The organism is Pseudomonas sp. GW821-FHT02H06 (assembly GCF_059421525.1).
Genome location: NZ_JBWKVD010000012.1, coordinates 1 through 21,597, shown reverse-complemented (window position 1 = coordinate 21,597; position 21,597 = coordinate 1). Strand labels below are relative to the sequence as shown.

Here is a 21,597-nt window from a genome sequence, read left to right as displayed (position 1 = left end):
CGGCTTGATTTGATTGAGCATTCATAGGTAGCAGTCATGAACATGCGAAACAGGGAACGTCTTTGCGCCGGGGCCGGCTGGGCCACCCGTGTGACCCTTTTGACGGTCGTGATGGCGCTCACCGCCTGCGGCATCACCGACCGGGCCAGCAAGCGCGTCGATGACACGTGGGCCGGCGACATGCTGTTCGGCGACAAGGAAAAAGTCATCCTGACGGCCGACGGCGGCAACCAGCTGAACCCCGATGAGAGCGGCCGGCCGCTGTCGGTTGTGCTGCGGGTCTATCAGCTCACCGCGCTGGAGCGGTTTGCGTCCATCGACGCCGATTCGCTGTGGGACAACCCGCAGCAGGCCCTCGGCAACACGCTCATCGACAGCCAGGAAATCACGTTGCTGCCGGGCATGGGCCAGATCGACCAGTGGCCGCTGAACAAGGCCACCGGTTATGTCGGCATCGCTGCGTTCTTCCGCTCCGACGAGAAAAGCCACTGGAAAGTCGCCTTCGATGCCAACTCCCTGCGCAAGGACGGCATCTGGTTTTCCTCCGACGGCCTGCGTGTGCTGCTCGACAACAACCACGTGCTGGCGGTGCGTGGCAACGACGTGCTGAACAAGCCGCAGACCGAGGCGCAGTTCGCCAAAAGCAACGTCATGCCCACGGCCGAGCCCGCCGCCAATGCAGGCAATCCGCCCCTGAGCCAACAGGTGCAGGACGCGATGGTGCAAAAGGCCAAGGACACCGCCGTGGACTCTGCGCAACAGAGCGCACAGAAAGGCGTGCAGTCAAAGTTCGATTCATTAGTGGAAGGCGTTCATGAGTAAGCAGAGCCGCGTGATGTGGTCCGAAGGCATGTTTCTTCTGCCGCAGCACTTCCAGTATCAGGATGAATTCCATCAGCACCAGCTGGCCGAATCGACGCTGCGCAGCACGCCCTTCCATTGGGGCGTGCAGGCCATGCAGATCGACGAAGAAGCGCTGGCTGGCGGATCCCTGCAATTCAAGCGGCTGAAACTGGTATTTCCCGACGGCAGCCTGTTCGACGCGCCGTCACACGATCCGCTGCCGGAGGCGCGGGATTTGCGCGAGTTGCTCAAGGGCAATGACTTCAAGGTCTACGCCGCCCTGAAACTGCCGGAGCCGTTCGGCCTCAATTACGTCGAGGACGGCCAGGAACAGAAAAGCGCGCGGCGTTTCCGCAAGCAGTTCGACACCCTGCCCGACCTCAACGAGGGCGATCTGGAAAACGAGATCACCAGCCTGCGCCTGAACGTGGTCATGCTGATCGACGGCGACTCGCTGGACGGCTACAGCTACTGCCCGATCGCGCGGCTGTCGCGCAACAACATTGGCGGCTTCAGCCTCGACACCCACTTCGTGCACCCGACCTTGCACCTGGGCACCCACGAAACCCTGATCGGTCTGGGCAAGCGTCTGCTCGGCGCCCTGCATTCGAAGAGCAAGGCGCTGTCGGGCCGCCGCCGCGAGCGTGCCGACCAGATCGCCGAATTCGGCTCCAGCGACGTCACGCTGTTCTGGCTGCTCAACACGGTCAACCGCGCGTACCCGAATCTGGCGCACTTGCTCGCCCACCCGCGTTTACACCCGGAGCGTCTGTACCTGTTCCTCGCAGAGCTGGCCGGTGGTTTGCTGACCTTCTCGCTGGAGGTCGAGCTCAACGACATCCCCGAGTACAACCACCACGACCCGGCGGCGTCGCTGGTCACGCTGGACCAGATGATCCGCACGCTGCTGGACAACGTCATCCCGAACCAGTGCATCGTCATCAACCTGACCCAGACCAAGCCGTCGTACTGGCAGGGCCAGCTGCACGATCCGCGACTGGTCGATGCCGATTTCTATATTTCCGTGCACGCCGACATGCCGGGCTCCAGCCTGCTGGAACTGGTGCCGCGCGCGGTCAAGGTCGGCTCCCCGGAAGACATCGAAGTGGTGGTCAACAGCGCGATGCCCGGCGCTACGCTCAACCATTCGACACGATTGCCCAACGCCATTCCGGTGCGTCTGGACAATCACTACTTCTCCATCGAACCCCATGGCCGGGTCTACGAACGCATGATGAGCGCCCAGGCGATCTCGTTCTACGCACCCAGCGCTTTCACCAACCTCAAGCTTGAACTGATGGCAGTACTCAAATGAGCGAAGCCGTAATGCAAGGCGCCATGGCCGCCGACCAGCCAAAACCGACCCTCAAAGACCTGGTGCAGGATTTCATCAGCATGGCGCTGATCCTGCGTCGTGGCCGTCAAGTGACCTCGGTCAGCGCGTTCGAGGAAAGCGTCGACACCTTCTTCGCCAACCTGGAGCGAGAAGCCCGCGCCTCAAATTACAGCGTCGAGCAGGTCAAGGACACGCAATACGCTTTGTGCGCGTTTCTCGACGAAAGCGTGCTGCGGGCCAAAATGCCTGTCGCCCCGGTCGTGGCAAAAGCCGAGGATTCGCCCGCTTCAGCCAACGCCGCACTGGCGGCGCCGGCGGAGAAAGTCAACGAGCTGCGCCGGCACATCGAAGTGTCGCCGCTGCAGTTCCGTCACTTCGGCGTGCACCTGGCGGGCGAAGGTTTCTTCGACAAGATCGAAACCCTGCGCGCCGACGTCAAACGCAACCTCGACGTGCTCGAGGTGTATCACCTGTGCCTGGCCCTGGGCTTCGAGGGCAAATTCAGCGTCGGTGAAGGCAAGGATCAATTGCGCTATCTGGCCAACACACTCGGTCAGGACATCGCCCGCTATCGCAAGACCCCCAAAGCGCTGTCGCCGGACTGGGCGCTGCCCGATCAGGTTTCGCAGATGCTGCGTCACGAGGTGCCGGTGTGGGTTTACCTGGCGCTGATCGCGCTGGTCTGTCTGGCGGTTTACCTGACGCTGGACTGGCTGCTGGGCAAGGACGTTGCCTTATTGTCCGAACACATCAGCCAATTGTTCAGTGCCTGAGCACTGCTCGGGTAAGCGAGTCAGGAAGACATGAAAACACTACTTCGCGCTCTAAAAAGTTTCTGGTTCCTCGTCATCACGCTGTGGCTGATAAGCCTCGTCGCCTGCGTGGTCATGGCGGCACGCAGCCAATGGTCGCGGGAATACCTGCTGCAAACCCTGCTCATCGTGAGCGGGTTTTACATCTTCGTCGGCTTTATCCGTCAGATACGACGCATTCAGAAAGAGCGCAATCTCGAAAAACTGGTGCATCACGAAGTTGACCGCTCACTGCCGGCCGACGGCGACTTCCGCGACCAGCAAGTGCTGCGCGACCGCCTCAAGCACGCGATCACCATGCTCCGCGCCGATCGCTCGGCAGGTGGGGGCGGTTCATCGGCTCTGTACGAGTTGCCGTGGTACCTGGTCATCGGGCAGTCGGCGGCCGGCAAGACTTCGCTGCTCACCCGCTCGGGGCTCTCGGCCACCACCGCCAGTGGCCAGAGCAGCGGCGAAAGCGGCACCCGCCACTGCGACTGGTATTTCAGCCCTGAGGCGGTATTGATCGACACCGCCGGCCGTTACCTGGCCGAGGACTCGGCCGCCAGCGAATTCACCGCTTTCCTGCAACTGCTGAAAAAGCAGCGCAAGAAAACCGCGATCAATGGTCTGGTGCTGGTGGTCAGCCTGCCGGAGCTGCTGGCAGCCACCGCCCATGAACGTGCGGAAATGGCGATCCAGCTGGTCGCACGCATCGAGGAGTACAGCCGCAGCCTCGACGCCCATCCGCCGATCTACCTGATGCTGAGCAAGACCGACCAGTTGCCGGGCTTCAATCAGGCCTTCGACGGTCTGGACCTGAACGAGCGCCAGCAGCCGTTGGGCATGACCTTCGCGCTGTCGGAAATCCGCACACAGGGTTTGAAGACAGTCCTCGACAGCAAACTGAAGAACCTGCACAACGGCGTTCAGCGTCACGTCGACGCGCAGATGATCAGGCTCGGTTCCGACGCCAACAGCGCGCTGCTCAACTTCCCGAACTACTTTGCCGATCTGTCAGGCGCGCTGGTGCCCTTCCTCGAGCACTTCACCCAGCCCGCCAGCCACGGCAGCCCGCTGTTGCTGCGCGGCCTGTATTTCACCAGCGCGCTGCAGACCGCCGAGCAACTGAGCCAGGTGTTCGACGACGATCTGGCCGAAGACTTTGCCCTGCAGCCGGCCAGCGACAGCGCGAATGCCGCGCAGGCCAATGGCCGGAAGACTGGCGACCGCAGCTACTTCATCACTGACACGTTCCGCCGGGTGATTTTTCCCGATCGCGACTTGATCTCGTATCAGTCCCGCGACGGCCGCGACAGGTCGATGACCCCGGTGGTCATTGCCGCCGCGCTGCTCGCAGGTCTCGGTTTCATTGGCTGGCAGGCGCTGTCGTTTCAGCACAACCGCGAGTGGATCGCCGCCCTGCAAGACAAGCTGACCGAGCTGCAGGATGCGCCCGACCGCGCCCAGCGCATGGCGGCAGGCGAAGGCCTGGAACTGCTGCGCCATGAACTGGCGCAAATCGAGAAGCACCGCGCCAAGGGCGTGCCGCTGCAACTGAGTGCCGGCCTGTATCGCGGTGACGAAATCTTTGCTGCCGCGCAAACGGCCTATCTGCAGCAACTGCGCAGCCAGGCCCTTGAGCCAGTCGCCCTGAAGCTGCAAATGCAGATGCGCGCGTTCAACGAGTTCACCAAATCCGTGGACCCGCAGAACGAACTCGCTGCCACTGCTGGTAAATCAAGCGGCAAGGCTGGCGGTAAAAACGACAAGGGCCAGAAGCTGGTCGATCGCGGCGTGCGCAGTTTTGCCGCCAACACCGGCAAGCCAAGCCTGAGCAGCATTCCGCGCAGCGTCGGCGATGTCGGTAGCCGCCTCAAAGGCGCCGTGCGCAGCAACGTGACCAAAACCCGCGAAGCGGCCCTGGCCGACCTGCGCAACCCCGCCACGGCCAGTGACGCCGCTGAACTGTCGGCCACCACCGGCGGCCTGTCGTTGTCCGAAGAAATGCTCGGCCGTCTGGATGAGCAGCAAGTCGCGTCGATCATCGAGTCCTACAATTCGCTCAAGCTGTACCTGATGCTGACGCAACCCAACGCCCATTCGGACCCGGAATTCGTCAGCGCTGCCTTGCCCGTCGCCTGGAGCAACACGGCGTCGGCGGACAGCCCGGTCAGCGACGAGGTGATCGCCGATAACGTGCCGATGTACGTGCAGTTGCTCAAAACCGGTCAGGCCCCTGCCCTGCCCCGCAACGATCAGCTGGTCGAAGAAACCCGCAAGAGCCTCAAGTCGTTCATGATTTCCAGCTCGCTGGTGGACCGTGAATACCTGCGCCTGCAACTGGAAGCCAGTCGGCAATTCCCGGCCGTGGGCCTCAACGAGCTGGTGCCGTTGCCCGGCCGTCAGTTGCTCTACGGCAGCGAAGCGGTGCCGGCGATTTTCACCCGCCAGGGTTGGGACGGTTTCGTCAAACCCGAGCTGATCAAGCTGATGTCGAGCAACCTGCGCAACGAGTCCGATTGGGTGCTCGACGGCGACGGCGGCGACAGCATCATCCAGAAAGCCAACTTCATGCGCGAGTTCATGGCGCGCTACAAGCGTGACTACGCCCAGTCCTGGTACACCTTGCTGAGCAGCGTCGGCGTGCGCCACTTCACCGACATGGCCAACGCCACGCAACAGTTGTCGCTGCTGAGTGACGTGCAGAACTCGCCGGTGAAAATCCTGTTGTCCGGGGTCAACGACAATACCCAGTGGGACGTGCCTGCGCCCCAGGTCAATCAACAGCCCGGCACGCCGAAGGCTGATGATTTCTGGAGCAAGGTCACCGGACTGGTCAGCGGCCCGCAAGTGCCGACTGCTGCCATGCTTTCCCCACTGCCAGCGGTGGATGACGGCAGCCTGGCCCAGCGCTTCGAACCGGTGTCGCGGGTCTTCGCGACGCAGAACGCCGAGGGTGCCGACAGCACGATCATGGATCGCTACTTGGCGGCGCTGCGCAAACTGAAGGTGCGGATGAACAATATCCAGCGCTCCCAGGATGTCGGCAAGAGCAGCAAGCAGCTGATCAGCGAAACCCTGGAAGGTCAGCCGAGCGAAGTCACCAACGTGCGCAACTACGTCGAGACCACGGTCGATACCAGCCAGGGCGGCTTGTCCGAATCGTTGCAGGGCCTGTTCAGCCTGCCGATCCAGTTCGCCTGGGAAACCCTGCGCGATCCGGCCGGCCAGCAGATCGCCAAGGCCTGGGCGCAGCAGATTGCCAAGCCGTGGGAGCAAGTCATGGCGCACCGTTACCCGATCGCCGCCGGCAGTCGCAACGAAGCGTCGGTCAAAGACCTGCAGCGTTTTGTCGATCCCGAGTCCGGCCTGCTGCCGAACTTCAAGCGCAACGAGATCGGCAACCTGTCCGGCGGTGAAGGCCTGGGCATGAGCAGCGGCGCCAAGACTGCGCCGCTGGTCAACCCGAACATGGTCACCAGCATCGACAAAGCCAGTTCCCTCGGCCAGGTCATCGCCAGCCTGTCGGACAAGGAAAACGGCTTCGAGATCATGCTGGAACCGTCGGCGTTCTTCACCGACATCATCTTCACCCTCGACGGTCAGGTTCAGCATTACCGCAACGGCAAGACCAGTTGGAGCCGCTTCTCCTGGCCGGGTACCACCACCGCGCCGGGCGCACGACTGGACGTCGTGACGCTGGCGGGCGAGCGCATCACCGTGTTCGACTACCCCGGTCGCTGGGGCCTGTTGCGCATGAACGACAGCGCCCGGGTCGATGACCTCGACGGCATCCAGCAGCGCTTCAGCTGGAACACCGCCAACGGTCAGGTCAGCCTCGCGGTGCGCAACTACGGCGGGGTCAAGCTGACGGACCTCGCTAACGTCAAATCCTTGAGCGCGCTGAACACGCCGTCCAAGGACGTGGCGCAAGGATCGGCGAAGTGATGAGCGGCGCGCTGTTCTTTGCACGCTGCGGCGTGAGCGGCCGGGAGCGCCGTCGATGATCGGCTGCTTCGGCAAGCTGCCATCGAGCGCGGACTTCGTCAGCCTGCACGGCGCGGCGGATGACGTCTGCGAGTTCGACGGCTGGCTGCAGGCGTCCCTGGCGGCGATTCATGCGGGTGACGACTGGCGGGCGCAATTCGATCGCCTGCCGCTGTGCTTCTTCTCGTACCGCGCGCGCTCGGGCAACTGGTTGTTGGGCGGGCTGGTCAGTTCGATGGATTCCAGCCAGCGCCGTTACCCGCTGTTCATCTTCCAGTCCGTGAAGGCGGGGGATGGCGGGCCGCTGGTCAACCCGTTCACCCTGAGCGAATTGTTCTGCGCGCAGATCAAGCCGCTGCTTCACCTCGGTGCCCAGGGCGAGCGATCGGCAGTGCTGTTCGAGCGGATCAAGGCCCTGCGCCCGTTGCAGGGGCAGGATTTCGCCCTGTTCCGCCAGGTGCACGAGAAATTCCTGCGCAACTTCAACCTGCGGGACATCGCCACGGCGCTGGGTCACTCTTGGCCGGAGTTCGTCACCAATGCCGTGCTGACCCGCTTGCATGCGCTGCGCCGCCCGCTGAATCAGGCACAGGCGCCGGGCATCAGCCTGCCGCTGCCGGCAGAACGCGGCTTGAAGAACCCGACGGCGGATCTGTGGGTCGACTGGCTGACGCGGATGAAAACCGGCCGTGTGTCGCCCCAGGTCAGCGTGCTGGCCGATGACTTCATGCGGCCCAAGTTGCTGTGCTTCCCGTCGCGCAGCAACACCGGCCTGTACACGGCCCTGACCGACCCGGCCGAACGGCCGGAGCATTACGACGTGCTGGCGGATTTCGCGGCATTCGACGAACACCACCGCCCGCCTCAGTTTCCCGACACCGAACGCCCCCTTTATGACGTCATCGACCGTTTTGTCGACGCGCTGGATGTGAAGTCTGTATGAACAAGCTCAAGTATTACCTGCTGCGTTACCAACCCTACATTTTGGGGGTGTGCTTCTTTCTGACGATCTTCATCGTCTGGGGGCTGGGCCGCGCGCTGGACTTCAGTTCCCTGGGCAGCCTGCTGACCGGCATCGGCGTGTTTTTGCTGCTTTCGATTGGCTACGTGCTGTATCTCTACCGGAGCACTTCGCGGCAGCACAACCTCGAAGGGCTGCTGCGCGACGACGCCGATCAGGCGGTGTTGAACGCCAGCCCCGCGGACCGCGAAGAGGTCAGCCTGCTGCGCGAACGCCTGCTGCAAAGCATCGATCGCCTGCGCAGCAACACCCCGCGCGGCACCCGTGCCAAAGACGCGCTGTACGCCCTGCCGTGGTATCTGGTGGTCGGTCAACCAGCCGCCGGCAAGAGCACCATGCTCTATCAATCCGGGCTGAATTTTCCCTACGCCGAGCGTGAAGGCGTGCGCGTCGCTGGCTTGGGCGGCACCCGCAATTGCGACTGGTTCTTCAGCTCCGAAGCGGTGCTGCTGGACACCGCCGGGCGCTACATGACCGATCAGGAAGAAGCGGGCAAATGGCGCGGTTTCCTTCAACTGCTGCGCCAGCACCGCCAGCGTCGCCCGCTCAACGGGCTGATCGTGACGGTGAGCATCCACGACATCCTGCAGGCCTCGCTGGAAGACCAGGAACGTCTGGCCAAGCGCCTGCGTGAGCGCATTCAGGAAACCTACTCGCTGCTGGAAGTGCGCCTGCCGATTTATCTGGTCTTCACCAAGTGCGACCTGGTCCCCGGTTTCGCGCCGTTTTATCGCCAGCTCGACGAGGTGGGCCGTGGCGAAGTGATGGGCAAGACCTTCCCCCACAGGGACTATGAAAAAGCCGACTGGGCCCAGCGTTTCGGCGTGGCCATGGACGAGCTGGTCAACTACTGGAAGGAAGTGGCCAGCCAGCAACTGGTGTTGCAGGACATCCAGATCACCCGTCGCGACTCGGCGGTCTACCGTTTCCCGCTGGAACTCGCGGCGCTCAAGCCCCGCCTGCAACTGTTCGTCGACGCCCTGCTGCGCGCCAATCCCTATCAGAACGCCGAGCTGCTGCGCGGCTTCTATTTCACCAGCGCACTGGATGCCGACGCGCCGGAACTGGGGGGCCACACCCGTCAGGTCAGCGAGCGATTCTCTCTGGAAGCCGAACAGGCAACCGCTCACGGCCAGGCCCAGCCTCAGCCGCTGTTCATCAACAGCCTGTTCCGCAAGGTCATCATCCCCGACCAGCATCTGGTGGCGCTGTACACCAGCAACGATCGCGAACGCCGTCGCAAGGCCGCATGGGTCGGCGGCGCCAGCCTGATTGCCCTGCTGCTGTGCGGCGCGTGGGGCTGGTCGTTCTGGAACAACAAGACCGAGATCCAGACGCTGTCTTCCGAGCTGACCGCTGCGGCAGCCCAGGACAACGCGACGCCGGGGCAGTACACCGATTGGCAAACCCTTGACCGCTTGCGTGTCCGGACCGCCGATTACTACGTGCGCCACCATGATCAGGGTGTGCCGCTGCGCCTGCGTCTGGGCCTTTATCAGGGCTACAACGTCGAGCCGCTGGTGCGTGCGCGTTACTTCAACCGGCTGGAAACGGTCATGCTCAAGCCGACTGCCGACAACCTCACCCGCTCGCTGTACCTGCTGACCACGATCAAGGTCTACCAGCGCAACGCCAAGGACCTGATGCCGGTCACCGGCGTCGACAGCGTCGAGCCCCGCGCCCTGCCCAACGACAACCGCGCGCAGTCGATCGCCGACTTTGGCAAGGCCACCCTGGAGACCTACGTTCAGCTCTCGCGCTCCCAACGGGAAAAAGCCGATCCGGCGTTCCTCAAGGCGAAGATTCCTGACTATTGGTACCCGGCCATCGCCAAGCAGACCGGCAAAACCATCGGCGCGACGGGCGCTGCGACGAACTCGGGCACGGACTACGAGCTTGCCAGTCGCCAGGTTAATTTCTACAGCGACCAGATCCACGAGCCGGACGTGCCGAGGATTCTCGACAACGCGTTCCTGACCTCCAGTTCGCGCAATTACATCAACAGCCTGCTCTCGCAGTCACTGCGCTCCATCGAGACCATCACCCTGGAATCGGACACCCTGTTCGCCTTCGGCCGTGCCGATTTCCAGAGCCTGAAAACCGAGGGCCAGAGCCAGTTGAGCGCCATCGCCGGCAAGCTGCTGAGCACGCCGAACATCGGCAAAATCATCATCGCCGGTCACGCCGACCAGCTCGGCGACCGTCAGGGCAACCTGCAGGTGTCCAGGCAGCGGGCGCAAACCATCAAGACCTATCTGGTCGGCAAGGGCGTGCCCGCCGAGCTGGTGGAGGCCGTGGGCGAAGGCAGCGAGAAGCCGCTGGTCAAGTGCGACATGCAGCAGCCGCGCGCGCAGTTGATCCAGTGCCTTGAGCCGAACCGGCGCGTAGAAATCGAGGTGCGTGCGCTCAACTGATTGGGCGCAGGCATCTGAAGAACCCGACGCCAGGGCCCTGTTGCATGAAGGCCCGGGCAGCGGCAACCGATTCCTCTGACGCTTCAGAGGGGTCAAATCAAGGGGCGTGACCTGGCCGCTGGACGGCTAGCCCCAACCTGTAAGTAAGGAGAATCAAGAAATGGCATTTGACGCATATATTCAGATCGACGGCATTCCAGGCGAAGTTCTGGATGACAAGCACAAGGACTGGATTGAAGTACTCGGCTACGAGTACGGCGCCACCCAAGCGACGTCGGCGACTGCCAGCTCTTCGGGCGGTGCGTCCTCCGAGCGTGTCGCACTGAGCGATTTCAGCATCCGCAAAGCAGTCGACAAAGCGTCTGCTAAGTTGTTCGAAGCGTGCTGCAAAGGCACTCACATCGCCAAGATCCAGCTGAACGTCAACCGTGCGGGCGGCGACAAGCTGACCTACCTGACCATCAACCTGGAAGAGGTTGTGGTGTCGTCGGTCAAAGCCGTCGCCGGTGGCAGTCAGGATGGCGAAGACAAAGCCGTCAGCGACCTGCCGATCGAAGAAATCAGCTTCAACTTCGCTCGCATCAAAACCACGTACACCCAGCAGAGCCGTGCCGATGGCCAGGGTGGCGGTAACGTCACTGGCGGTTGGGACCGTACTGCGAACAAGGTTTTCGCTTGATCGAGTAGTCACAGCGGTCCGTTGCCTGGCGCAGCGGACCGTATTCAACACCGCGTCGGCTGGATCGGCGCGGTGTTCTTTTTTCTTATCCCGAGTTGACCATGTCTGAATTTCTCAACGACCTTTCACTGACCGAACTGACAGCGCCGATCGATGGAGGAAGCGGCGAAGACCTGAGCTTTTCCACGCTGTTCGACAACGTCAAGGAAGCTCGTCGAGCGGACCCTGATTACTTGACCCAGGGTGACTGGCAGACCGATCTGAAATCCTCGGATTGGGACTTGACGATCACCCTGGCTGCACAAGGCCTTGCTCAGCAGAGCAAGGATCTGATGCTGGTCGCCTGGCTCAGTGAAGCCCTGGCGCACAAATACCACTTTCTCGGCATCACCTTCGGCCTGACCCTGGCCGAGCGGATTCTTGAGCGCTTCTGGGATGACCTGTACCCGGCGCTGGACGAAGGCCTGGAAGAGCGCGCGGCACGCCTGGCCTGGCTGAAAACCACCCTGGCCGATGTGGTCGGCGGGCTGCCGATCACCCAGGGCGATCAGTTCGGCCTGCTGCGTTATGACGAGTCCCGGCACATCGAAAACCTGGCCCTGCAGAACCCTCAGGCGATGCGCGTCGCGCTCGACGAAGGCAAGATCAACGCGGAAATCTTCCAGCGTTCGGTGGTGCTGACCGACACCGAGCACTTCCTGCGCAAGGCCTCGGAAATCACCGACAGCCTGCAGGCGTGCCGGCAGTTGCAAGCCACGGCCGATCGCCTGTTCGGTGTTGAGGCGCCAAGCTTTGCCGGTTTGAGCGAGATCCTCTCACGCGCCGCGCAACTGGCTGAAAAACTGCTCAAGGACCGTGGCGTGGAAATCAATCCCGCGCCTGCCCAGCCGACCGCCGAACCTGTCGCCGAACCGGCCGATCAACCTGCTGCGGGGCCTGCCATGACCATCACCGTGAAAGACACCGCGTCGGCGCCACTGCGCACCACGCCGCTGTCCCGCGACGAAGCCTTCACCATGCTCGCCGGCGTCGCGCAGTTCTTCAAACAGACCGAGCCACAAAGCCCGGTGCCGTACCTGATCGAACGCGCAATCAAATGGGGCAACATGCCGCTGGAAGGCTGGCTCAACGACGTCATCAAGGACAGCAACGTGGTCGACAGCATTCGTGATGTGCTGGGGACGAAAGAGCCGAAGGGCTGATACGAAACACTGACGGGCAACCGAACGCCCATCAAAAATGACGCCGCCGCCGCCGTTACAGGTGGATGAAGATCTGTGGGATCGACCAGCGCTGTCAGCCCATCAGTTCGGAAATTTCGATCAGATTCAGGTCCGGATCACGCACATAAACCGACCGAATCGCGCCTGTGGCACCGGTGCGCTGGACCGGCCCTTCCACGATGGGCCACGCCTCGGCCTGCAAATGCGCGATCACCGCGTCGAGGCGCTGGCTGACGATGAAGCACAGGTCCAGCGCGCCGGGCACCGGGAGGTGGGCCTTGGGTTCGAACTCGTGACCGCGCTCGTGAACGTTGATCTTCTGGTTGCCAAAGCGAAACGCCAGGCGGCCGCTGCCGAAGGTTTCCAGCTGCATGCCCATGACGCGAACGTAGAAATCTTTGCAGGCCTCAGCGTCCACAGTGGTCAGGACCAGATGGTCGAGGTGATCAATCATTGTGCGCGCTCCGTGGGCTAAAGAGGTCGACCGTCAGGCAGTCCTGACGGACCTCAGTGTTCGTTCTTGTCCAGCGTTCTCAGCTTCTGCGGCAATGCCCACATTAACAGGCCCGCCGCGACCAGGCTGCTGACGCCGATGACGTAAAGCGCAGGCGTGGTGGTGCCGGTGAGGTCTTTGATCCCGCCGACCATCACCGGGCTGACGATGCCGCCAAACTGCCCCAGGGTGTTGATCAGCGCGATACCGCCCGCAGCGCCGGCACCTGCGCCCGCCAACAGCTTGGGCGGGAGGGTCCAGAATGCCGGAATGGCGGCGACAATCCCGCCACCGAGCATGGCCAGGGAGACGATCAGCAGGCTGGTGTGCTGGGCAAAAAATCCGGCGCTGAAAAAGCCGATGGCCCCAAGCACCATCAGCCCGCAGACGAATTTGCGGCGTTCGCCGCTGGCGTCCGAGAGGCGTCCAACAACGATCATGCTGATGGCGCCGAAGATATACGGAATGGCCGTGAGCAGCCCGATGATCACAGGGCTTTCGACGCCGGCGCTGCGAATCAGCTGCGGCGCCCAGAAGTTAAGGCCGTAGGACGCCACCTGAATCAGGAAATAAATCAGCCCGAGCATCAGGAAGCCCGGCATCTTCAGCGCGGTCAGCAGCGAGCCGCCCTGCTTGTTCGGCTCATGCCGGGCGATGCGGCTGGATAGGTAGGTCTTCTCGTCGTCGGTCAGCCAGTGGGCATCCGCGACACGGTCCTTGAGCAGCTTCAGCACAGCGAAACCGAGGGCAATGCAAGGCAGGCCGCCAAGCAGGAACAGCCAGTGCCAGCCACGCAATTGCATCACGCCGTCCATATGACCGAGCACCAGCCCCGAGACCGGTGCGCCCAGCAGCCCGGCGAAGGCCGACGCCAGGAACAGAATCGACGTGATGCGACCCCGGTAGGTCTGCGGGAACCAGAGCGTCAGGTAAAACAGCACGCCCGGTGCGAAACCCGCTTCCATGGCGCCGATGATGAAACGCAGCACATAGAACTGCCATTCGGCGGTGACGAAGACCATCAGCGCCGTGGCAACGCCCCACGACATCATGATGCGGGCAATCCAGCGCCGCGCCCCCACCTTGTACAGCATGATGTTGCTCGGCACTTCGAACAGCACGTAGCCGATGACGAACAGGCTCGCCCCCAGCCCGTACGCGGTGTCGCTCAGGCTCAGATCGGTTTGCAGCTGAAACTTGGCAAAGCTGATGTTGATGCGATCAAAAAACGCGAACAGGTAGCAGACCATGATCAACGGCATTAACCGCCAGGCGACCTTGCGGATCAGTGCCTTTTCGGCGCTTACAACCTCGGCGGGGCTGCTGTTCGGGGTCAGAACAGAGACGGTCATTGCAATACTCCAGATGGACTCCCTGAGAGAGCCCTATTGTTTTTGTTGTCTGGACGCGTACGCAGCGGAGTGCGCGCGTTTGTGGGGGAAAATCGGGACGGGCGCCGCGTCAGCCGGGCAGATTTTCCGGCGCCGGGTGAAGATCACGGTTGCGCCCTGCCTTGGCCACCTGCCCCGGCATTTCATGGCCCAGCAGCTCCGGTAAACCGCGCGACAGGACGAGCAGATGCGCCAGGTCAACGCCTGTCTCGATGCCCATCTCATCGCACATATTCACCAGGTCCTCGGTGCAGATATTCCCCGATGCACCCGGCGCAAACGGGCAGCCACCGAGACCGCCCAGCGAGGCATCAAAGCGCCGCGCCCCCGCTTCGTAAGCGGCGAGGACATTGCTCAGCCCCAGGCCGCGGGTGTTGTGAAAATGCAGCGTCAGCGCCGATGCCGGGACACGGGTCAGCACGCGCTGGACCAGCGAAAACACCTGGCGGGGGTTGGCCATGCCAGTGGTGTCGGCCAGGGAAATGCCGTGCATGCCCAACGCCAGATAGTCATCGACGATCCGCAGCACACGGTCTTCATCGATGCGGCCCTCGAACGGGCAACCGAACGTGGTGGCGATGGAGCCGTTCAGGCTAAGCCCAGTGCCCGAGGCCAGTGCGACCACCTCGGCAAAGGCCGCCAGCGACTGCTCGCAGCCCATGCGCATGTTCGCGCGGTTGTGGGTCTGGCTGGCGGACATCACCAGATTCAGCTCATCGGCACCCGCCTCGATGGCCCGCTGGGCACCGCGCAGGTTGGGAATCAGGGCGACGTAGATCACACCGGGCTGGCGCCGGATGCCGCGAAACACCTCATCCCCGTCACGCAAGGCCGGAATGGCTTTGGGGGAAACAAAAGAACCGGCTTCGATGCGGCTGAAACCGGCGAGAGAAAGTTGGTCGATCAAGGCGATCTTGTCAGCGGTGTCCACCCAGGTCGGCTCGATCTGCAAGCCGTCGCGCGGCGACACTTCCTGCACGATCAGGCGCTGGGAAAAGTCAGTGATCATTGCACCACCCCACTGTGCTTGAGCTGCGCAATGTCATCGGCGCTCATGCCCAGCTCGCCGAGCACACTGTCAGTGTGCTGCCCCAGCGCAGGGCCTTGCCAGTTCACGGCGCCTGGGGTCTCGGAAAGTTTCGGCACGATGCCCGGCATCTTCACCGTGGCCCCGCCCGGCAGATCGGCGTCGAGAATCATCCCGCGCGCCTGGTAGTGGGGATCGGCGACGATGTCCGCGACGTTGTAGATCCGCCCCGCCGGCACCTCGGCCGCCTCAAGCGCCTTGAGCACGATGTCGATGGGCAAGGCCGACGACCACGCGCTGATCGCCCCGTCGAGCATGTCGCTCTGGGCGGCGCGGCCGTCGTTGTGGGCGAACTCGGGATCCTCGGCCAGATCGGCGCGGCCAATGGTCTGCATCAGGCGCTTGAAGATCGGGTCGCTGTTGCCGGCGATGACCACGTAGGCACCATCGGCGGTCGGGTAAGTGTTGGACGGCGCAATGCCCGGCAGTGCGCCGCCACTGCGCTCACGGACGTGGCCAAGCATGTCGTATTCCGGCACCAGACTTTCCATGACGTTGAACACGCTTTCAGCCAGGGACACATCGACCACCTGACCATCGCCCTGGCCGGTCTTGACCCGCAACAGCGACATCAGCGCGCCCATCACCGCGTGCATTGACGCCAGCGAATCCCCCAGGCTGACCCCGACCCGCGCCGGGGGCGAGCCAGGGGTTCCGGTGGTGTAGCGGATGCCACCCATGGCTTCGCCAATGGCGCCAAACCCGGGACGGTCGCGGTAAGGACCGGACTGACCGTAGCCGGAAATGCGCACGAGGGTGAGTTTGGGGTTCAGCGCGTGGAGCACCTCCCAGCCAAGACCCAGCTTTCCAGGGCTCCGGGCCGCAGGTTCTCGATCAGCACGTCCGCGCTTTCAGCCAGCCGCTTGACGATGTCGATGCCTTCGGGGGATTTGAGGTTCAGGGAAAGGGACTTTTTGTTGCGCGACTGCAGGTACCACCACAGCGAAGTGCCTTCGTGCAGCTTTCGCCATTTACGAAGCGGATCGCCCTGCCCCATGGATTCGATTTTGATCACTTCGGCACCGAACTCGCCCAGCAGGCGGGCGGCAAAGGGTGCAGCGATCAGTGTGCCGATTTCAATGACGCGCACGCCTTGAAGGGGGCCTGTCATAGCGGTGACCTCGAGTCTTTCTTGGAATTTGTCGCCAAGACTAGAGGAACGGGGTTCGGCGAATCCAACCGTCAGTTGGCAACGACCGTTCGCAAAACGCGAACGCTCAGCCTCCGTGGCGCTGCAGATGCTCGAACAGCAACTGGCTGACCGGCGACAGTGCCGCGGTGTCGCGCACCACCAGAATCAGCGTGCGCCGGGCCCACCCATCGCTCAAGCCTACGGCCCTGAGGCCCAGCGACGGACCGAGCAGGTCGAACGCCTTGCGCGGCAGTACGCCGATGCCCATGTCGGCCTGGACCATCCGGCACATGGCGTCGAAACCCGGCACGTGGATGCGCACCCGCAGCGGCCTGCCGTGGGCGCGAGCGGCGTTCTGGGTACGCATGTTGATGGAGCTGGCGGCGTGCAGGCCGATGTAGTCACTGCCGAGGGTGTCCTCAAACGCCACCTGTTGCTCCCCGGCCAGCGGGTGATCGTCACGCATCACGACGACCAGTTCGTCGCGGCGATACGGTGCGCTGTGAAGGCCCTGAGTGTCGGTGTCTTCAGAGCAGATGCCGATGTCCGCGACACCATCGACCAAGCCCTGCACGACGCCGTTGCTGGGCCGCTCTTCGAGATCGACTTTGACCAACTCATGAGTGGCCACGAAGGCGTGCAGGTCTTCCGGCAAGAACTGAATGATAGCCGAGAGGTTGGCCAGCATCCGCACATAGCCGCGCATGCCCTGCAGGTGCTCGTCGAGTTCAAGGCCCATTTTTTCCAGATCGGAGAGCATCCGCCGGGCATGGTGCAACATCGTCTCGCCTGCTGCGGTCAACAGCATGCCCTTGGCATTGCGCAGGAACAGGCCAATGCCGAGCACTTCTTCCAGCTCCATCAGCCGCTTGCTCGCAGCCGACACCGCAATCGCCTCCCGCGCCGCCGCCCGGGTCAGGGTGCCTTCTTCGTACACCGCCACGAAGAGCTTGAGGGTAATCAGGTCGAGTCGGCGGATGAGGTTTTTATGGAGCATGGGACGTACTCGATCGGGGCGCGGCCGAAAGCATACACGCGCTGCTGCTTGGTGAGACCGGCTTCAGCCGGGAATCGGCCAGCGCGAGCACCATCAATTTCGCGGCGTGCCATCCGACACCTTCCCGGCTGAAGCCGGTCCCACCATCGATACGCGCTGTGCTAGTGGGACCGGCTTTAGCCGGGAATATGCCAGCGTGTGCGCCATCCATTTACGTCGAGACAAATGACGCCTTCCCGACACGAGGCTGACATAACGGGGTTGCCGTCCGAGCCTGCGACGGCAACCGCATCCATCCAAAAGGATGGCCCAGACACTGCATTTCTGCCAAAAAGAGGATAATCCGCCATCAAGCTGAACCGATTCAGGTCGATAACAGGGGGATTCCTCTTTCTACGGACAGCCCCCAGATGAACCTCAGACGCCTCAACATTGCTCCCCGCTCGCTGATCTGCTTCGGCTTTTTCGCCGTATTGATCGCCGCCGTCGGACTGTTCTCACTGATGCAATCGTCCAGGCTGAAAGACGCCCGCGACGCCCTGCAGGACAACGTGCTGCCCACCCTCCTCGCCATCGCCGACATCAAAAATGACCTGCTGACCATCCGCCTCGGCAACACCAGCCTGCGCGCCGCACAAAGCCCCGCCAGCACCGACGCCGCCATGAAGCGCGTCAGTCAGGGCCGTGCCGAACTGGAGAAAGACGTGCAGGGCCTGAGGTCATTGCTGATCACCGAGCGTGGCCTGAACGCCTACCGCGAGATGGAGCGCGACATGCAGGCCTACCTCGCCGTGCACACGCGCTTTCTCGACGCCGTGGCGCAGAAACGGGATGACATTATCGTTTCGCTGACCGAACCGTCCGGGGAACAGACCCGCGCGGCCGACGCCCTCGCCAAGGACATCGCGACCATCGCCGACCTGGGCAACCAGAAAATGCAGGACTCGGATGTCGCGGCAGATGAAAGTTACGCTCAGTCCCGCGATGTCATCATTGGCGCCATCGTGATCGCCCTCGCCGCCACCCTTGCCCTGGCTGCGCTGTTTACCCGCAGCCTGGTCGCACCCATCGCCAAGGCCCTGGCCGTCGCGGAGAACATCGCTGCCAACGACCTGAGCAAGCCGATTCAAGTGGACGGTTCCGATGAGCCGGGCCGCCTGCTGCAGGCGCTGTCGGTGATGCAACAGAACCTGCGCCACACCCTCTCGGAGCTCGGCCACTCGTCCAATCAGCTGGCCTCGACTTCCGAAGAGATGACCGCCGTGACCGAAGAATCCCTGCGCGGGGTTCAGCGTCAGAATGACGAAATCAATCAGGCCGCCACCGCCATCAATCAGATGAGCGCAGCGGTGGAAGAAGTCGCCCACAACGCCTCCCTGGCTTCGACGGCGGCACGGGATTCCAGCGACTCGGCGGAACAGGGCCGCCTGCGGGTCAACGAAACCATTTCGGCGATCAACGAGCTGCATGACTCGGTCGGCAGCACAGCGGATGAGATCAATGGCCTGGCCGGCCAGGTGCAGAACATCAGCGGCGTGCTGGACGTGATCCGCGGCATCGCCGATCAGACCAACCTCCTCGCCCTCAACGCGGCCATCGAAGCGGCCCGCGCAGGCGAAGCCGGACGTGGTTTCGCGGTGGTGGCCGATGAAGTGCGGGCCCTGGCCCACCGCACCCAGCAGTCCACCGCCGAGATCGAAAAGATGATCGACTCGATTCAGGGCGGCACCCACAAGGCGGTCACGGCCATGGGCCAGAGCAGCGAGCGCGCCCGGGTCAGCCTGGACGTGGCCGGTGCCGCCGGTCGTGCCCTCGCCGAAATCAAAACCGCCATCGTGTTGATCAACGAGCGCAACGTCAGCATCGCCACCGCCACTGAACAACAGGCCCAGGTCGCGCGGGAAGTCGATCGCAACCTGACCAGCATCCGCGATCTGTCGCTGCAGACCTCTGCCGGCGCCCATCAGACTTCGGCGGCGAGCAATGAACTGTCGCAACTGGCGGTGGGCCTGAACGGTCTGGTGATGCAATTCAGAACTTAATGGCACCCGCGGAATCGCAACACTGAGCCGCCTGTTTGCGGCATCAGATGATTTCGGAGGTAAAGCATGAAGTTTGTAAAGCTGGGTTCCACGGGTCTGGACGTGTCGAGGCTGTGCCTGGGGTGCATGACGTTTGGCGACCCGGATGCCGGCACGCACCCGTGGACGCTGGATGAAAACGCCAGCCGGCCGATCATCAAGCATGCTGTCGAGCAAGGCATCAACTTCTTCGACACGGCCAACAGCTATTCGGCGGGCACCTCGGAAGTCATCGTCGGCAAGCTGCTCAAGGAGTTCACCCGTCGCGAAGAAACCGTCATCGCGACCAAGGTGTTTTTTCCGGCCAACATGTGGGAAGGCTCGAAGCGGCCCAACGAACAAGGCCTGTCGAGAAAAGCCATCATGGCCAACATCGACGCCAGCCTGACCCGGCTCGGCACCGATTACGTCGACCTGTACCAGATTCATCGCTGGGATTATCACACCCCCATCGAAGAAACCATGGAAGCGCTGAACGACGTGGTGCGGGCCGGCAAGGCGCGCTACATCGGCGCGTCGTCGATGTTCGCCTGGCAGTTCGCCAAGGCTCAGCAGGTCGCGACAGCCCATGGCTGGAGCCGCTTCGTGTCCATGCAGAACTACCTCAATCTGCTGTACCGCGAAGAACAGCGCGAAATGATTCCGCTGTGCCTGGATCAGGGCGTCGGCCTGATGCCCTGGAGCCCAATGGCCCGTGGCAGGCTCACCCGGCCCCACGGTCAGCAGACTGAACGCACGAAAACCGACATCTCCGGCCAGTCGTTTTACGAGGCGACGGAAGTCGAAGATGGCCGCGTCATTGATGTGGTCGAGCAGATTGCCGGCGAGCGCGGCGTGCCCATGGCGCAGGTAGCGTTGGCCTGGGTGCTGGCCCAGCGGGGCGTGTCGGCGCCGATTGTCGGTGCCTCCAAGCCGCACCATCTGGACGATGCGATCGCGGCGCTGGAACTGGTGCTCAGCGATGATGAAGTGAAACGCCTTGAAGCGCCTTACGTTCCCCATGCTGTCACGGGCTTCGCGTGAAGCCCAACGGTAACTCCGGGCTTGCCACCGGCCGGGCCGTCGTGTTGTTCGACGGCACCTGCAAACTGTGCAATGGCTGGGCGACCTTCATCATCAGCCAGGACCGCGAGCACCGCCTGACGTTGGCGGCCGTGCAGTCGTCCGAAGGTCAGGCCCTGCTGAAATGGGCCGGGTTGCCCCAGGACCAGTTCAACACCATCGTGCTGGTGGAAAACGACCGCTTTTATGTGCGCTCGGACGCGATGTTCAAGATCCTGGCCCACCTGCCCGCGCGGTGGCACTGGCTGCTCATGGCGCGGATTTTCCCGAGGGTGTTGCGCGACTGGCTGTACGACAAGATCGCGCTGAACCGCTACCAGCTGTTTGGCCGTTATGACGCGTGTCGCTTGCCTGCTGCGGACCATCCGGGCCGCTTCCTGAGCAAGAACGCCCTCAACAACCGCTAAATCTTCAGCGGCTGAAATGCCGTCTTCGTGAGCAAGCTCACTCCCACACGTCCTGCGCATGACTCGAAATCTCAAGCCGTTCCGCGATCTTGTGGGAGATTCTATGGTTGTCATCAAGCCAAAATCCCCCCTTTCGGTTGATATTCGCTTTGGTTTTTCATCAGGGAGAACGCGATCCGAGCGAGTTTACGGCCGAGCATGACAAGCACCTGGGTAGTCGCTTTTCCGCTGCTCAGGTGTTCGTTGTAAAACCCTTTCCAGGCACTTGATCGGCAGGCCGACATGGCCGCGTTGTGCAGTAATCGACGAACTTCCGAGCACCCTCGCTTAGTTAAGGATCTACGGCCATTTTTTTGGCCCGAGTCACTTACCCTCAGATCCATGCCCAAAAAAGCGATAAAAGAATCGCCGCTTTTAAAGTCGCCTCGGTTGTACGCCATGACCAAAGCGGTTGCAGTGAGAAAACCGATACCCTCGATCGCTTGGCAGCGAGCGACTTCTTCCAGCAAGCCGGCTTCGCGCAATACATCTTTGAGTTTCTTCTGAACCAGCAGGTCCAGGCGTTCAACGGACTTGAGAAAAGTGGCGAACACAGCTTTCAAACTGGCGTCATTTGCCCAGCTCTGAGTCAGGCTGGTTTTGGCCTGAAC

Annotated in this window: 16 protein-coding genes and 1 pseudogene; 11 read left to right on the top strand and 6 right to left on the bottom strand. The window is 62.5% G+C overall.

The features are described from left to right. Window positions 1–36 precede the first annotated feature (36 nt). The 8 genes from tssJ (at window position 37) to tssA (ending at window position 12,276) form a co-directional block, all read left to right on the top strand. Window positions 37–822: a type VI secretion system lipoprotein TssJ gene (tssJ, locus tag AC07VF_RS18815; protein ID WP_495007971.1), complete on the top strand. Its 786-nt coding sequence runs from the start codon at window positions 37–39 to the stop codon at window positions 820–822. Then, window positions 815–2,158 (top strand): type VI secretion system baseplate subunit TssK, encoded by a 1,344-nt coding sequence (gene tssK, locus AC07VF_RS18810; protein WP_192173528.1) that lies wholly within the window; start codon window positions 815–817, stop codon window positions 2,156–2,158. The genes tssJ and tssK overlap by 8 nt, the downstream gene beginning before the upstream one ends. Beyond that, entirely contained in the window at window positions 2,155–2,952 is a 798-nt protein-coding gene (gene icmH / locus AC07VF_RS18805; RefSeq protein WP_495007970.1) for a type IVB secretion system protein IcmH/DotU, read from the top strand. Before tssK ends, icmH begins: the two co-directional genes overlap by 4 nt. A 30-nt stretch (window positions 2,953–2,982) precedes the next feature. Continuing rightward, a complete protein-coding gene (locus AC07VF_RS18800) occupies window positions 2,983–6,921 on the top strand; it encodes a type VI secretion protein IcmF/TssM N-terminal domain-containing protein (RefSeq protein ID WP_495007969.1) in 3,939 nt (1,312 codons plus the stop codon). 55 nt (window positions 6,922–6,976) lie between these two features. After that, on the top strand, window positions 6,977–7,903 hold the full coding sequence (tagF, locus tag AC07VF_RS18795) for a type VI secretion system-associated protein TagF (protein ID WP_192173525.1): 927 nt from the start codon (window positions 6,977–6,979) through the stop codon (window positions 7,901–7,903). Further along, window positions 7,900–10,395 carry a type VI secretion system membrane subunit TssM gene (tssM, locus tag AC07VF_RS18790; protein ID WP_495007968.1) on the top strand — a complete coding sequence of 832 codons (2,496 nt, stop codon included), beginning with the start codon at window positions 7,900–7,902 and terminating at the stop codon, window positions 10,393–10,395. Before tagF ends, tssM begins: the two co-directional genes overlap by 4 nt. Window positions 10,396–10,555: 160 nt before the next feature. After that, window positions 10,556–11,074 (top strand): Hcp family type VI secretion system effector, encoded by a 519-nt coding sequence (locus AC07VF_RS18785; RefSeq protein ID WP_065988935.1) that lies wholly within the window; start codon window positions 10,556–10,558, stop codon window positions 11,072–11,074. Between the two features lie 101 nt (window positions 11,075–11,175). Further along, window positions 11,176–12,276 carry a type VI secretion system protein TssA gene (tssA, locus tag AC07VF_RS18780; RefSeq protein ID WP_346625822.1) on the top strand — a complete coding sequence of 367 codons (1,101 nt, stop codon included), beginning with the start codon at window positions 11,176–11,178 and terminating at the stop codon, window positions 12,274–12,276. Between the two features lie 94 nt (window positions 12,277–12,370). Here the strand turns inward: tssA and AC07VF_RS18775 are convergent, their stop codons facing one another. The 5 genes and pseudogenes from AC07VF_RS18775 to AC07VF_RS18755 all read right to left on the bottom strand — a co-directional run bounded on the left by AC07VF_RS18775 (window position 12,371) and on the right by AC07VF_RS18755 (window position 17,397). Beyond that, window positions 12,371–12,751 (bottom strand): VOC family protein, encoded by a 381-nt coding sequence (locus AC07VF_RS18775; RefSeq protein ID WP_495007967.1) that lies wholly within the window; start codon window positions 12,749–12,751, stop codon window positions 12,371–12,373. Between the two features lie 53 nt (window positions 12,752–12,804). Beyond that, the gene (locus AC07VF_RS18770) at window positions 12,805–14,142 is read right to left on the bottom strand and encodes an MFS transporter (RefSeq protein WP_495007966.1); all 1,338 of its coding nucleotides are present in this window, start codon (window positions 14,140–14,142) and stop codon (window positions 12,805–12,807) included. Window positions 14,143–14,251: 109 nt separating this feature from the next. Continuing rightward, window positions 14,252–15,190 (bottom strand): hydroxymethylglutaryl-CoA lyase, encoded by a 939-nt coding sequence (locus tag AC07VF_RS18765; protein WP_495007965.1) that lies wholly within the window; start codon window positions 15,188–15,190, stop codon window positions 14,252–14,254. Beyond that, window positions 15,187–16,379: pseudogene (locus tag AC07VF_RS18760) on the bottom strand (CaiB/BaiF CoA transferase family protein). Before AC07VF_RS18760 ends, AC07VF_RS18765 begins: the two are co-directional and overlap by 4 nt. A 106-nt stretch (window positions 16,380–16,485) precedes the next feature. Then, a complete protein-coding gene (locus AC07VF_RS18755) occupies window positions 16,486–17,397 on the bottom strand; it encodes a LysR family transcriptional regulator (RefSeq protein WP_495007964.1) in 912 nt (303 codons plus the stop codon). Window positions 17,398–17,807: 410 nt separating this feature from the next. Between AC07VF_RS18755 and AC07VF_RS18750 the strand changes: the two genes are divergently transcribed. From AC07VF_RS18750 to AC07VF_RS18740, 3 genes are all read left to right on the top strand, one after another. Further along, window positions 17,808–19,439: a methyl-accepting chemotaxis protein gene (locus tag AC07VF_RS18750; RefSeq protein ID WP_282372008.1), complete on the top strand. Its 1,632-nt coding sequence runs from the start codon at window positions 17,808–17,810 to the stop codon at window positions 19,437–19,439. A gap of 66 nt (window positions 19,440–19,505) precedes the next feature. Then, window positions 19,506–20,501 carry an aldo/keto reductase gene (locus tag AC07VF_RS18745; protein ID WP_282372009.1) on the top strand — a complete coding sequence of 332 codons (996 nt, stop codon included), beginning with the start codon at window positions 19,506–19,508 and terminating at the stop codon, window positions 20,499–20,501. Then, entirely contained in the window at window positions 20,498–20,947 is a 450-nt protein-coding gene (locus tag AC07VF_RS18740; RefSeq protein WP_495007963.1) for a thiol-disulfide oxidoreductase DCC family protein, read from the top strand. The genes AC07VF_RS18745 and AC07VF_RS18740 overlap by 4 nt, the downstream gene beginning before the upstream one ends. A 113-nt stretch (window positions 20,948–21,060) precedes the next feature. Here the strand turns inward: AC07VF_RS18740 and AC07VF_RS18735 are convergent. Continuing rightward, on the bottom strand, window positions 21,061–21,597 hold a 537-nt coding region (locus AC07VF_RS18735), incomplete at its 5' end, for a transposase (protein WP_495007962.1).

Coding starts and splice junctions, on each gene's coding strand:
- tssJ (WP_495007971.1), top strand. CDS start 37: ATGAACATGCGAAACAGGGAACGTCTTTGCGCCGGGGCCGGCTGGGCC.
- tssK (WP_192173528.1), top strand. CDS start 815: ATGAGTAAGCAGAGCCGCGTGATGTGGTCCGAAGGCATGTTTCTTCTG.
- icmH (WP_495007970.1), top strand. CDS start 2,155: ATGAGCGAAGCCGTAATGCAAGGCGCCATGGCCGCCGACCAGCCAAAA.
- AC07VF_RS18800 (WP_495007969.1), top strand. CDS start 2,983: ATGAAAACACTACTTCGCGCTCTAAAAAGTTTCTGGTTCCTCGTCATC.
- tagF (WP_192173525.1), top strand. CDS start 6,977: ATGATCGGCTGCTTCGGCAAGCTGCCATCGAGCGCGGACTTCGTCAGC.
- tssM (WP_495007968.1), top strand. CDS start 7,900: ATGAACAAGCTCAAGTATTACCTGCTGCGTTACCAACCCTACATTTTG.
- AC07VF_RS18785 (WP_065988935.1), top strand. CDS start 10,556: ATGGCATTTGACGCATATATTCAGATCGACGGCATTCCAGGCGAAGTT.
- tssA (WP_346625822.1), top strand. CDS start 11,176: ATGTCTGAATTTCTCAACGACCTTTCACTGACCGAACTGACAGCGCCG.
- AC07VF_RS18775 (WP_495007967.1), bottom strand. CDS start 12,751: ATGATTGATCACCTCGACCATCTGGTCCTGACCACTGTGGACGCTGAG.
- AC07VF_RS18770 (WP_495007966.1), bottom strand. CDS start 14,142: ATGACCGTCTCTGTTCTGACCCCGAACAGCAGCCCCGCCGAGGTTGTA.
- AC07VF_RS18765 (WP_495007965.1), bottom strand. CDS start 15,190: ATGATCACTGACTTTTCCCAGCGCCTGATCGTGCAGGAAGTGTCGCCG.
- AC07VF_RS18755 (WP_495007964.1), bottom strand. CDS start 17,397: ATGCTCCATAAAAACCTCATCCGCCGACTCGACCTGATTACCCTCAAG.
- AC07VF_RS18750 (WP_282372008.1), top strand. CDS start 17,808: ATGAACCTCAGACGCCTCAACATTGCTCCCCGCTCGCTGATCTGCTTC.
- AC07VF_RS18745 (WP_282372009.1), top strand. CDS start 19,506: ATGAAGTTTGTAAAGCTGGGTTCCACGGGTCTGGACGTGTCGAGGCTG.